The organism is Thermococcus indicus (assembly GCF_006274605.1).
GTDB lineage: Archaea > Methanobacteriota_B > Thermococci > Thermococcales > Thermococcaceae > Thermococcus > Thermococcus indicus.
In genome coordinates this window covers 723,451-736,170 of sequence record NZ_CP040846.1, presented here as the reverse complement: position 1 = coordinate 736,170, position 12,720 = coordinate 723,451, and the positions used below count along the sequence as shown (strand labels likewise).

Annotated in this window: 12 protein-coding genes; 2 read left to right on the top strand and 10 right to left on the bottom strand. The window is 55.3% G+C overall.

Features of this window, described 5'->3' with window-relative positions; all coding sequences use genetic code 11:
- The first annotated feature begins 102 nt into the window (after positions 1-102).
- Positions 103-1,428, top strand: coding sequence for a hypothetical protein (locus FH039_RS03990; protein ID WP_139680294.1), 1,326 nt, complete (start codon positions 103-105; stop codon positions 1,426-1,428).
- A gap of 64 nt (positions 1,429-1,492) precedes the next feature.
- Here the strand turns inward: FH039_RS03990 and glmM are convergent, their stop codons facing one another.
- The 10 genes from glmM to FH039_RS03945 form a co-directional block, all read right to left on the bottom strand.
- Positions 1,493-2,863: a phosphoglucosamine mutase gene (glmM, locus tag FH039_RS03985; protein WP_139680293.1), complete on the bottom strand. Its 1,371-nt coding sequence runs from the start codon at positions 2,861-2,863 to the stop codon at positions 1,493-1,495.
- Positions 2,864-2,873: 10 nt separating this feature from the next.
- A complete protein-coding gene (locus FH039_RS03980; RefSeq protein ID WP_139680292.1) occupies positions 2,874-3,299 on the bottom strand; it encodes a hypothetical protein in 426 nt (141 codons plus the stop codon).
- Complete coding sequence (locus FH039_RS03975; RefSeq protein WP_139680291.1) at positions 3,299-4,702, bottom strand: mannose-1-phosphate guanylyltransferase/mannose-6-phosphate isomerase; 1,404 nt, start codon at positions 4,700-4,702, stop codon at positions 3,299-3,301. The genes FH039_RS03980 and FH039_RS03975 overlap by 1 nt, the downstream gene beginning before the upstream one ends.
- Positions 4,703-4,771: 69 nt before the next feature.
- Entirely contained in the window at positions 4,772-6,133 is a 1,362-nt protein-coding gene (locus tag FH039_RS03970) for an ADP-specific glucokinase (protein ID WP_139680290.1), read from the bottom strand.
- Between the two features lie 70 nt (positions 6,134-6,203).
- Entirely contained in the window at positions 6,204-6,773 is a 570-nt protein-coding gene (locus FH039_RS03965) for a glucose-6-phosphate isomerase (protein ID WP_139681632.1), read from the bottom strand.
- Between the two features lie 66 nt (positions 6,774-6,839).
- Positions 6,840-7,445 (bottom strand): site-2 protease family protein, encoded by a 606-nt coding sequence (locus FH039_RS03960; protein ID WP_139680289.1) that lies wholly within the window; start codon positions 7,443-7,445, stop codon positions 6,840-6,842.
- Between the two features lie 17 nt (positions 7,446-7,462).
- Positions 7,463-7,642 carry a KH domain-containing protein gene (locus tag FH039_RS03955; RefSeq protein WP_139680288.1) on the bottom strand — a complete coding sequence of 60 codons (180 nt, stop codon included), beginning with the start codon at positions 7,640-7,642 and terminating at the stop codon, positions 7,463-7,465.
- Positions 7,643-7,691: 49 nt separating this feature from the next.
- Positions 7,692-7,868: a hypothetical protein gene (locus FH039_RS12130; protein WP_168188367.1), complete on the bottom strand. Its 177-nt coding sequence runs from the start codon at positions 7,866-7,868 to the stop codon at positions 7,692-7,694.
- Positions 7,868-8,569, bottom strand: coding sequence for a TraB domain-containing protein (locus tag FH039_RS03950; RefSeq protein WP_139680287.1), 702 nt, complete (start codon positions 8,567-8,569; stop codon positions 7,868-7,870). Before FH039_RS03950 ends, FH039_RS12130 begins: the two co-directional genes overlap by 1 nt.
- Entirely contained in the window at positions 8,566-9,510 is a 945-nt protein-coding gene (locus FH039_RS03945; protein WP_139680286.1) for a ribonuclease Z, read from the bottom strand. The genes FH039_RS03950 and FH039_RS03945 overlap by 4 nt, the downstream gene beginning before the upstream one ends.
- 199 nt (positions 9,511-9,709) lie before the next feature.
- Here FH039_RS03945 and FH039_RS03940 point away from each other — a divergent pair, with 199 nt between their 5' ends.
- The gene (locus tag FH039_RS03940; RefSeq protein ID WP_240703274.1) at positions 9,710-12,676 is read left to right on the top strand and encodes a PKD domain-containing protein; all 2,967 of its coding nucleotides are present in this window, start codon (positions 9,710-9,712) and stop codon (positions 12,674-12,676) included.
- The last annotated feature ends 44 nt before the right edge of the window (positions 12,677-12,720 follow it).

Below are 12,720 nucleotides of genomic sequence, written 5' to 3'. Positions count from 1 at the left end.
AAAAATTGGGTTCCCGACCGATTAATTTGCCGAAAACTTTAAAAATACTATTAATATAAGTCATTATGGTGATGCTCAATTATAAAACAAATAAGAACCTTCATGGTGTTGATAATAATAACACTTCTAATGGCAACGTCGGTATCGGCAGAATGGGTACCTCCGAAGGACGGAATGACCATAGTTCTGACCGATGAGAAGGGCAGAGTTCTCAGGGGCTTTTCGGGGAACTACGAGATTCAGGTCCAGGTTGACGTTGCCACGCCCTCGGGTATTAAAACCCTCGGCCACTACAGAATCAAGCGCACCGGGATATGGAAGCTCGACACGACGAGAAGCATCGTGAAGGTAGCGAACCTGCGGAAACTCCTTCCCCGAATAAGCCAAGAAAAACGCTATGGGGTTAGGGTTTCCGTGTGGGTCATAGACAGGGAAAAGGGAATCCTCCACAGGGGCATTGGTTCAACCCTTCTCTCGGCGGAAGATTTGAAGGGAACCACTAAGAGGGTTCCAGTCACAATTCTTGAGAAAGACCCCCTCCCAAAGCCCCTCCGCGAAGGAGGGTACTATTATGAATGGAGACCCGCGGAGGACTCCTGGGAAGCAAAGAACTACATTAATGTTCCTCTGCTGATTATTGATAACAGGAACGGAAAAGGAAAGCTTCAAGCTTCCATATCGCTCAAGGCAGACTACAAAACGGAGTTCTCGGCGACCCTGGCGTATGGAACCGACTTGGAGGCAAAGTTCAGGAGTGGCGACCCCGTTAAGGTTCTGTCATCGTCAGTAACAATATACGGAAAGAAATGGGTCCCGGTTGAGGGCCACTATTACTTTGGAGACATCGTGGACGTTCCAAAGGGCAAAATGGGATACATATACATCCTGGCCAAACCATACTACAGGCATGAAAAAGAATACATCTGCGCCGGGGGAATGGGGGCGTACGGCTGCAGTGAGACTGGCAGGGAGAGGATAGACATCGGGATATATGACGTAAAGGCAAGTAAAGGCGTCAACGGATACATAATGGATGGTGGAACCTCTCTTGGAAGTCCGGATTTTGACTGGACGTTCTTTAGATTTACTAAAGAGGGCTTACAGTATCCACTTGCAGCGAACAAAGGAATAACCCTGGCGTACCTGTTCCAGGCAGTTAGTGGAGACTGCGGCGTTAAGTTTGGAATGGGGATGCCAGTAGGTGCAATTGCCGTTGCCTTTGGTGCACCTGCACCCGTTGCAGGGTTAGTGGCATCGGTTCAGTATGAGAAAGCTGGAAGTGTGACAATAGACGGAACCATAAAAGAGAGTGGCCCGTCGGTGATGATTCACGCCTTCAAGAGTTCCCAGAAGTACAAGTTCAAGACGGGCTGGTTCAGCTCATGTTCCACGGAGATTCCAATGGGGTTCTACGTAAAGAGCGGCTGAGTTGGTTTCTTCTTTATTTTTCATTTGGCTTCTATCGGGTTTTAAGAGAAAATTAAGAAGGAAATCAACCCTCAATTACCTTCTCCAGGAGCTCAAGTCCCAGGTTGAGGTACTCCTCGGCCTTCTCCTCGCTCTTTGCCTCACTGAAGACCCTGATTATCGGCTCCGTTCCGCTGGCCCTGACCAAAACCCAGCCGTCGGGGAATAGCACCTTGGTTCCGTCCGTGGTGTCAACGGTGTAGCCCCTCTCCCTGGCAAGCTCGGCGACCTTGGCAACTATGGCCTTCCTGTCCCCATCAACCTCTCTCTTCGTCTTGAACTGGTGGTACTTCGGCAGCTCATCTATCAGCTCGCTGAACTTCTTGCCTGATTTTGCGAAGATCTCGACTATCTTTGCCGTTGTCATCGCCCCGTCCCTGCCGAGGACGAAGTCCGGGAAGATAACGCCGCCGTTCTCTTCCCCCCCTATCGTTCCGTTGTGCTCAAGCAAAGCCCTAGCCACGATGAGGTCTCCGACCTTAGTGCGAATAACCTCCGCGTTGTTCCTCTCCGCTATATCGTCGAGAAGGTTGGATGTGGCTATGGTGGTGACGAGCAGTCCGCCACCGTTTTCCCTGAGAACTGCATCAGCGACGAGCGCGAAGGTCTTGTCGCCCTGAATGAAGCGCCCGTTCTCGTCTATGAATACTGCTCTGTCTGCGTCACCGTCCTGAGCAACGCCGAAGTCCGCCCCGAGGGCCTTAACGATTTCCATGAAACCCCTCAGGTTCTCCTCGTTCGGCTCCGGGTTTCTGGCCGGGAAGTGGCCGTCCGGGTGGGCGTTGACGCTCACCACTTTGCAACCGAGCTCCCTGAGAAGGTAGGGGAGCGTTAGTGAGCCGGCGCCGTTGGAGACATCGACAACCACGAAGGGCTTCCGCTTTTTGATGGCCTCAACGTCAACCCTGCTCTTTATCGCTTCGATGTAGGGTCTGATGACGTCTTCCTTCCTAACGTTGCCTATCTCGTCCCACCTGGCCCTGTCAAAATCCTCGTTGAAGAAAACATCCTCAACTACCGCCTCCCTCTCCTTCTTAAGTCCCATGCCGTTGGGTTCGAGGAGCTTTATGCCGTTGTATTCGGGTGGATTGTGGGAAGCGGTTATTACCGCCCCTCCGTCGGCCTTGAAGTGCGCCGTTGCAAACTGTATCGCAGGAGTGGGGGCGATTCCCACGTCTATGACGTCGCATCCGGTACTGAGAAGGCCGCTTATAAGCGCGCCCTTGAGCATCTCCCCGCTGACGCGGGTGTCCATACCGACCACTACGAGGGGTTTCTCCCTTCCCTCACGTCTGAGCATCGTTCCGAAGGCCATGCCCATCCTGAGGGCAAACTCCGGAGTTATCATTTCGTTGGCTATTCCCCTGACGCCAAAGGTACCGAACAGCCTTCCCATTGCAATCACCTCACATTAGAGCGCTGGCAAAGTTGATTATCATCATGACGAAGATGTACAGCCCGTATACGAAGGCACCGGCCTGAATCAGAGAGACGAGTATCTTCAGCGGCTTCCATCTGCCCGAGAGCAGGGGCACGGGAATGCCGATAAGTATCGCGGCGAACAGGTAAACCACCGCGTTCTTTATGGCCGAATAGTCCACCGGTATGTTTATCTGCGGGTATGTTATGGTGACCTCCTGGCCCTGAACGGTAAAGGTTATATCGGCGTTCTGTAGGCCAACGACGATTATGTAGGACATTATGAGCACGAAGAGCAGCGTGGGCAGAAGACTGAGCGAAAGGGAAGATATCGAGCTGCTGAACCGCTCCCACTCATCCCCGCAGTTCTTGACCTTCTCATTCTTCGGCTCCTTCTCATCTTCGGCCATCATCACTCCCTCCCGAAATCGTCCCCAAAACGAACTATATCGTCCTCACCGAGGTACTCCCCAATCTGGGTCTCTATGACCTCAAGAATCACCTTGCCGGGATTCTCAAGGCGGTGCTTAACTCCTGCCGGAATGAACGTGCTCTCACCCGGCCGGAGGAGGATTTCCTTCTCCCCGACGCGAACCTTTGCCGTGCCTCTAACCACCACCCAGTGCTCGCTCCTGTGGTAGTGCATCTGGAGGGAGAGCTTCTTGCCTGGCAGAACGGTGAGGCGCTTTATCTTGTAGCGCTCGTTCTCCTCGAGGACGGTGTAGCTTCCCCAGGGGCGGTAAGCTGTTCTGTGGACAAAGACCCTCTCGTCCCCGCGCTCCTTGAGCAGTTTGTAAACCTCCTTAACGCGCTGGCTCTCCCCGCGGTGCGCGATGAGAAGGGCATCGTCCGTGTCTATTATTATGAGATCCTCAACACCGACCGTCGCGGTGAGGCGCTCCGTCATCACGAGGTTGTTCCGGGAGTTCAGGGGAATGTACTCCGACTTCCTGCCCCCAATCTTTACGGCATTTCCGCTCTCGTCCTTCCCCATAACCTCATAGATGGCGTCGAAGCTGCCCAGGTCGTTCCAGTAGACGTTAAGGGGTACCACCGCGGCCTTGTCCGTCTTCTCCATGATTCCGTAGTCTATGCTTATATCAGGGGCGGCGCGGTAGGCTTCATCCACACTTTCGGCGTTCTCAAAGGCCTCGTACACGTCGGGGGCGTGTCGGTGGATCTCCTCAATGAAGACCTCGGTATCAAACATGAACATGCCGCTGTTCCAGTAGTAGCCGTTCTCAACGTAGCGCTTGGCAGTTTCGAAGTCCGGCTTCTCCTTGAACTCATCGACGCGGTAGCCGAGGAGCTCGTCATCCTCCCGCAGGGCCTCGCCCGGCTTTATGTAACCGTAGCCGGTGTGGGGCCGGGTCGGCTTTACCCCGAAGGTAACCAGATGACCCCGGGCGAGCCTCTCCGCGTTCCTGAAAGCCCTTTCATAGGCTTCGTTGGCCTCTATCAGGTGGTCGCTTGGGAGAACGGCGACGATTGAATCCCCAAAGGTTTCCTCAACCTGCTTTATGCCCCAGTAGATGGCCGGCAGGGTGTTCTTTCCCTCCGGTTCGAGCAGGATATTCTCCCTCGGAAGCTCCAGGCCGAGCTCCCTCAGGTCGTCGAGAACCCTGAACCGGTATGCCTTATTGGTCACGACGAATATTTCATCCGGCTTTGAGAACCCAAGATTGAGCACCCTTTCCACGGTCCTCTGGAAGAGAGAACGATCGTCCAGGAACCGAACGAACTGCTTCGGCATCAGCTCCCTGCTCAGCGGCCAGAGGCGCGTTCCCTTGCCCCCCGCAAGAATAAGCGTCTTCATGGTAACCACCCCTGATTCCTGCACAATACTTGGGCCCATTTGTTTTTAACTTTGGCGTAGAAATGAAACTTAGCGGAGGGCGAACTCGCCCACAAAGGCCGAACTCGATATGGTGTCGCCGATTCCGACTGTGGACTTTGGCTTTTTCACTATCTTCGTCGGGGCGAAGGAGAGCTGGTAGCCATTTATCTCAGCGATGCCGTTCTTCATGCCGTACTCCCTGGCAAGCCTTTCCTCCACAGCTCCAGCCTTCTCGTTCACCGGGACGTCCATAGCCCTGACCACGTCGTCTATCGAGCGTACATCACCGAGCTTCGCCTTGGCGGCAGCAGCTAAAGCCGCGAAGAGCAGCGCGTCACGGATGAAGTCTCCCCTGTAGTCGGTCAGTGCCAGGTAATAGCCGTAGGTGTGGAAGTGAATCCTTCTAACTCCGGTTCTCTCGGCGAGCCTCAGCATGGCCTCTGTAACCGCGATTGGGTCCACTGGATCATTGGCGAGGAGCTTCTCGGCGAGGCCCTTCTCACCCATGACCTCCATTATTGAAGCAAGCTCGACCTCATTGAGGCCGACGCTGTGGAACGAGCCGAGCACATCAACGAGGGCTTTTCTGACCTTTTCATCGGCCGTGAAGGCGAACTCAAGGTGAACAGGAACGTTTCTCGCGTTCAGGATTTCGAGGTGGCGCACCATCTCTTCTAAAGGCTCGCGGTAGTTCTCCCCCGTTAGGGTCTGAAGACCGCTGATGATTCCCAGTTCGGCTTTTTTCGCTATCTCCTCAAAGTGTTCGGTGAATTCGGGCCTTATGTAGACGTTTGGATTGTAATCATCGGCGGCGCCAATGAAGCGGTTCTCGCGGGGCGCCTCAAAGCCGAGAACCCTGAACCCGCGCGGGAACTCGTAGATGTAGTGGATGCAGTTCTCCTCGTCGGCCCGGAACTCCTTCGGATGGACGAGGCTAAGTTTTCCGTCCTCGACCCTGGGGACGTAGATCGGTCCGTCCTTGAAGAGGCTCGCCTGAAGCCTCGAGACCTGGGGAACGTGCGCTATCACCGGAACTCCGTAAACTCCGCCGAGGAGGTTGGCCATTATCCCGACCTGGCCGCCCATCCTCAGCTCGTCCCAGCCCCACTGCTTCATGTAAAACCTGACGGTGCAGCTCTCCACGAACAGCTCCGCCGCCTTGCCCCGCCTGATGCTCCAGAGAATCCCGCCGAGGAGATGTTCAAGGGAGGTTATCTTCCCAGGAAGCTCCTCGGAGTAGCGTATAACCTCGTCCTTTCCGACCAGCTCTATCCGCCGCTCCAGGTCGGCTGAATCGAGGTACTTTATGGCGTCGATGTTCGTGTTGTACGCGAGGAGAACCCCACCGATTTTCCCGATGTTTTCGCGAACCTTATCGAAGGCCGATGAGTAGAGAGCGTCCCAGGACATTGTATCACCGGGAGTGATGTAACTGCTGAAAGTTAATAAGGGTTGCGGTGAGAAAAGGAAAATTAAAAGCTCACTCCTTCCACTTTGGGTTGTCCACCAGCTTTACCTCGCCGTTCTCCTCAACCACCAGCTTGGAGAAGCCCTTCTCGGCTATGCTACCGTAGTCGTGGCCCGCATCGGCCGGATAGACCGCCAGGAAGATGAACGGCTCGTCGCCGGTGTTTACCGTCCTGTGTGCCCAGTAGGGGGGAACGTAGACAACCGTTCCTGGCTTCATCTCTATCCATTCAGCCTTCCCTTCCGGCGTCTGAAGGAGCATTCCGCCCCTCCCCTTGATGCCGTAGTATATCTCCGCCCTGTCCGCCTTTGAGTGGTAGTGGCCCTTGGTGAAGAAGAACTCCCTTCCAACCTTACCCGGGTAGAGGACGGTGGTTGCGAAGTTGAGGTCGCCGTCCTTCTCCTCCTGCTCAATCGCGTAAACCTCGTAGACAACCGGGTTCTCCTTGAGAAGCTCTTCGTAAGCTTTTTCATCGACGAAGTATCCCTTCAGGTCGCTGAGTCTCCTCACGAGCTTTTTGGCCCCGGGAATGACGCCGGTTTCGAGGTCAATATCAACACCCAGCGGATTCTTGTACTCCATTGGAACCACCGTGATAGAAGTGAGGCTGGGCCTATTTAACCTTTCCCTTCTGTATCACCGAAGGTGTTATACCAATCTGAAGAGCAGGTAGGCGACGCCGATGGAGACCGCCCAGTAGCCAGCGTTCCAGCGGACGACCTTCGAGCCATCCAGCGGCGGGAACGGGAGCAGGTTGAAAAACGCCAGCCACAGATTGACCGTTGCCGTCGTCTTGATGGCCCACCAGACTGGGGTGAACGGAACCACCGCCTTTGTGGCCACCAGAGCGGCAGCACCGACGGCTATGTTGGTGACCGGACCAGCGAGCGCTATCTTCCCGAAGGCCTCCCTGGAATCCACCGCGTAGGGAGCGTGGACCTGAACGGCACCGAGGGCGGCGAATATCCAGGCCGTTCCTGTGAGAAGGCGCGTCGCTACGCCCATGAGGAGCGCCAAGAGTATGCCCGTGTCCCAGCGTTTGTAGTACGCCCTGTAACCGTAGTGCCGCGCCACCTGCCTGTGGGCGAGCTCGTGGAAGACGAAGGCAGTTAGAACTGCGATGACGGAGTACGGAATCGCGTAGGGGTCAAAGTTGGAAAACAGCAGGGCGAGGACTAGAAAAGAAACCAGTAAATCCTCGAGCTCCCTTCTTCCAGCACCCCTGTGAACGTCCTTCCACGGTTCGTAGCCCATCGGAATGCCCCGTAGAGTTACCTGCCCTTCACTTCGATCTTCTTGCCGATTACAAGCTCTGCCGCCTTAACGGCGGCACCGCCGCTCCCAACGGCTATCCTCACCTGGTCCTCCGGAACGTAAACGACTATCTTGTCCTCAAGCTCCTCGATTTCAAGGATCTTGACGTTGAGCATCTTCTCGAGTCTGTCCTTCATGGTGAATCCCCAAGAATGCTGTGGCGGTTCTAAATATAAAAGTAACGAATCAGTCGAAGTCCCAGATGGTTCTCCCCTTGTGGAACATCATGACGTAGCCACAGTTCCTGCAGATGACTATCTTGACCTTGTGGGCGGTAAAGCCCCATTTGCTGTCTATCTTGCCCTCCTCAACCTTGAAATCAGTCCCACCGCAGAGCGGACAGATCAGATGCCTTCTCTCCATCACACCACCCCCGCGGTCCAGTAGGGTGAGCGGAACCTCCGCTCCTTCGCCCTGTCAAGGATGTGCTCTATCCCCGGCTTGTGGCCGAGACCGACGACGGCTATAACCTTAGGCTTTTTAATTCCCCGGAGCCTTAGGTTCTCGACTATTGAAATGAGGTTCCTCGCCATGACCTCGTTGCGTTCCTCCACCAGAACGCGGTAGAGGTAGGGATATCTCCTCTGGAACTGAACCATCATGAGCCGATACTCGGCCATTGGGTCGGAGGGCTCGCCGAGCCTGACGGGCAGGAATATTCCCAGAGCCTCCAGGGCCATGAGAAGCTTCTCCCTCCCCGGGGCGGCGGCTATCTTGGAGAGTATGACGTTTATATCCTCGTCTATGAGGTAAAGGGGAACGCCAAGGGCTTGAGCGGCGCTTATGGCTGCTTTCATCTCCTCACCGGGCTTCATCCCGAACTCCTCGCCAAGCTTCTCCTCCACCTTGGCTAAAGCGTAGTTTATCAGCCCCTTCCTGCCGAAGCGGAGGGCATCCTCGAAGGTCATCCTCCGGTTCTCGTTCATGGCCAGGAAGCGCGCCCTGTCGAGCTCTATCGCAACGGCATGGGGTTTTTCATTGAGTATCGTCCTGATAACTTCCTCCCTGCTCTTCGGCGAAACGTGCATCGTGCCTATGAGCCTGACGTAGCGAAGATAGCTCATCCTCTCTCCTCCAGAAGGTTTCTCACGCCCAATTCGCCCGATTTAAACGTCAATACGTCGAAGTCCCTCGGGACGATGAAATCCACTCCGAGGTCCCTGCATATCCGCGAGGCCTCGCTCAGGTACTCGTCGTAGGTGTAGCGAAAGGCCCTGTGGAAGAGGGCGAGGAGCTTTACCTTGGCCTTTTTAGCGACTTCACAGGCCTCCTCAACCGTCGAGTGGTAGCTGTCGCCTCTATGGGCGGGATTCAGATACGTCGCCTCGTGGATCAGGAGGTCCGCCCTCTCGGCGAAGAGCCTTACCCTCTCAGTCGGCTCGGTGTCGCCGGTGTAAGCTATCTTGAGGCCTTTTCTCCTCGGCCCGGTGACGTCCTCGAGGTAAATCGTTTTCCCGTTCCACTCGATTTTACCTTCACGCTCGAGCTTCCCGAGTATCGGTCCCTCGCTCAGGCCGTATTCTCTCAGCTTCTCCGGCAGGAACTTCCCGCGCCGGTCTTTTTCCTTAAAAACGTATCCCAGAGCCGGAATCCCATGCTCTACTTTAAAGCTCCAGATTTCGTAATCACCGAACTTCAGCCTCGTCTCTCCGAGCTCATGCACGTGTATATCGAAGCCCGGCCTGAAGAAGCCGCTGTTAAGAAAGTGCTGGACGAACTCGAAGGTGTATTTTGGACCGTAGATGTGGAGGGGCCTTTCCCTGTCCCAGAGGTTCATCGTCTGTATCAGAGCCGCCAGACCGAGGTAGTGGTCGCCGTGGAAGTGAGTTATGAAGATCTTCTCAACCTTCATCGGGCTGAGCTTTGCGGTGTTCATCTGTCTCATCGTGCCCTCTCCGGCGTCGAAGAGTATAACCTCACCTTTATAGCGGAGGGCAATAGCTGGAACGTTCCTCTCGCGCGTCGGCATTATCCCACCGGTGCCGAGGAAAATCACTTCAAGCATGTTACAGCATAAGGGTGGAGGCTTAAAAAGCTCTCTACACCATTTCCCTCCAAGGGGGTAACACGTGGATGAAAACTCTTTTATATTTCAAAGGCCAATGGTATTATGGGTTTACGTAGGTCTGCTTTTCTGCGGATCCATGTAAACCTAAACCGGAAAGGGGGCAAATTTTATGAAAACGAGAACTGCCCTTTTGATTTTGCTATTTGTTACTATCTCCCTACTTACCGTGCCCCTGCATCCCGTAAGAGCCGAGGATGCGGACCTTCTCTACGGCTCCGGGGGAATGGTGATAGCAAACGAGGAAATCATCATAGGCGATAGGGGAGACTACTTCTGGACCTATGAGAACGAGACCGGTGGCCTCTTGGGAAAGTTCCACACGGGATATGAAAAATGGGACGAGCTCGTTTCTTGCGACGTTAACGGCGATGGACGGGCGGAAATAATTCAGGGTGACCGGAGCACGGACAAGATATACATCTACACGATGGAAGGGTCAGAACTTGGAAAACACGACGTAAACTTTGAGCAAGGAGACGACCTGGCCTGCGGGGACGTGAATGGGGATGGAAAGGCGGAGATAATTTTCGCCGACAGGAACAACTGGATAAAGGTTTTCGACGAGGGCTTCAACGTCCTGAACGAGTTCAAGGTCGAGGACTTTGAGATAGGGGACTCCATCGGTGCGGGAGACTTCGACGGCGACGGCAGAGCTGAGATAGTGCACGCGGACTACGACGAGGACATGGTGACGGTTTACGACACAAGCGGCAACGTCTTGGGGAGCTTTTCCACGGAGGATCACTTCAACCTGAAGGCGAGGGACGAGATGGCCACGGGGGATGTAAACCTCGACGGGCTGGACGAGATAGTCATAGCGAGCCAGGACCTCTCAACGAGGGGCATCCACATCTTCTCGCTCACCAAAGAGAACAGTCAGTACAAGGCCGTTCAGATAGCGAAGTTCACAATCCCCTTCCAGAAGGGCGACAGGATAGCCCTCGGTGATGTAAACACCGACGGGGTCGATGAGATACTCTGGGCATCACAGAACGGCCGCGTCAAGGCCTACAACATGGGGGGAGACCTCCTGAACGGACCAGACGGTTTGGAGACGGAGTTCACGTACGGGGCCGGTCTGGCGGCGGGGGATGTGAACGGAGACTCCATAGTGGTCGGACCGCCCAACAGGGCAACTATGAGCGTGGTGAACGAGGTAATAGCCGCCATCAACGCGCCGCCTGTGGACTTTGACGTGATAAACGAGACGGGGATATTCTACGCCGAGTACAAGACCAAGCACGGTGAGAAGACCGTCGCGACCATAAAGGCCACCCACGACGTAAAGATGAGCATGGGACTCAAAATAACGACCGGAAGCAAAAGCCTCGGAGGCGGAACAGAGCTGTCCATAAAGACATCCCTCGGCGTCAAGATGGAGAGGGAACGGGGCGAGTCCTACGAGACGACCGTCACCTACGACCTGCTCTCGGACATGGCGGATGGGGCGCTTTATGTCAGCACCGACTATGAGCTCTACGAGTTCCCGATAATAAGCCCGCCCGAGCTGGCGGTAATCAACGGCGAGCAGCAGTACATACTCGTGAGCGTTCCAAAGGGCCCGCCGAACGTCCATTTCGTCAACTACGATTCCAGCCTTCACGAGATAGGCGACCTGAACACCTACCCCACAAAGATAACCGAGCTAAAGAACTACGATGCCGAGAACGTTCTCGGGGTCTTCACGATTGAGGCCGGAAAGGTCGGAAGCGCCTACGAGCAGTACACCAAGCAGCTGAACTGGAAAAAGAGCAGGAACACTTTCACCGTTGGAGTCTCGCTGAACGTAAAAGGCGGGGGCGGAGTGAAGGGAATAGGCACCGTTGAGGGCACGATAGAGGGCAACTACGGCTACGAAAGGGTCAGCACCCACGAGGTAACCTTCTCCGACGAGACCAGCGTCTTGGTGTCCTACTCGGGCCGGATAGAGGATAGGAGCAAATGGTACAACGCCACGGGCGTGATATACACTGACAGCGAGGACGGACATCTCGTCCTGGACTTCTACGTGCCGAGCAGGGGAGACTACTACCTCACGAGGGAGGTGAGCCCCATAGTCTTCAACTTCGGCTTCTTCAAGATAGACCTCACAACTCTCATCAAGGTCTTTAACAAACCTCCCGAATGCTCGATTTCCGCCTCTCCGAGCCAGGGGAAGAACCCCCTCGACGTGACGTTCTCGCTCGACCTTACCGACCCGAACAACGACTCCCTCCGCTGGGAGCTGGACTTCGGCGATGGAAACATCGTCGAGGGCAACTCCACGGAGGTTGGATACAGGTACAGTGAAGAGGGAACGTACACGGCTCTTCTACGGGTCTACGACCCGTGGGGAGCAAACTCCACGTGCTCGGCGAACCTCAAGGTGCTACCCAACGAGAAGCCAACGGCGCTCTTCAGCTATTCGCCCGCGAAGATCCGGGCCGGAGAAGAGGTTAGCTTCACGGACAGTTCCATGGATCCGGATGGAAGCGTTGCCAAGTGGAGCTGGAACTTCGGCGATGGCTCAACCTCAAATGAGAGGAACCCGCGGCATGCCTACACGAACCCCGGCTCCTACACGGTTATGCTGACCGTCGAAGATGAGAGCGGACTGAAGGGAACCTACTACAAGGAGATAACCGTTGAGCCACAGAACTATCCGCCGACCGCGGACTTCGCATTCCTGCCAAAGGAGCCGAAGGCCGGGGAGGAGATAAGCTTCGCGGACAAATCCTACGACAGGGACGGAGAGGTAGTGAGCTGGAACTGGGACTTCGGAGACGGAAGCACATCGAGCGAGGCCGAACCGGTGCACGTCTTTGAGAGGGCCGGCAACTACACGGTAACCCTGAAGGTGAGGGACGACGGCGGAGGGGAGGACGTCAGGAGAATCACCATCACGGTTAAACCTGAGGAGAGCCCCTCCCCAACCGAGACGACATCAACCGAAGCTCCGGCCACCCCATCCGAGACGACGTCGAGCACGCCGAGTGGGACAACCAGCTCTTCAAGTTCGAGTTCCTCCAGCGCCCAGCCCTCCCCAACCGAGTCAGGGGGCACTTGCGGACCGGGAATAATCGTCATCTTAGCGGCGCTCCTCGTCCTTCGGAGGAGGCGCTGAGCCTCCCGTTTAATTTTGACGTTTCTCTTTTCGCAAGTCTAGTT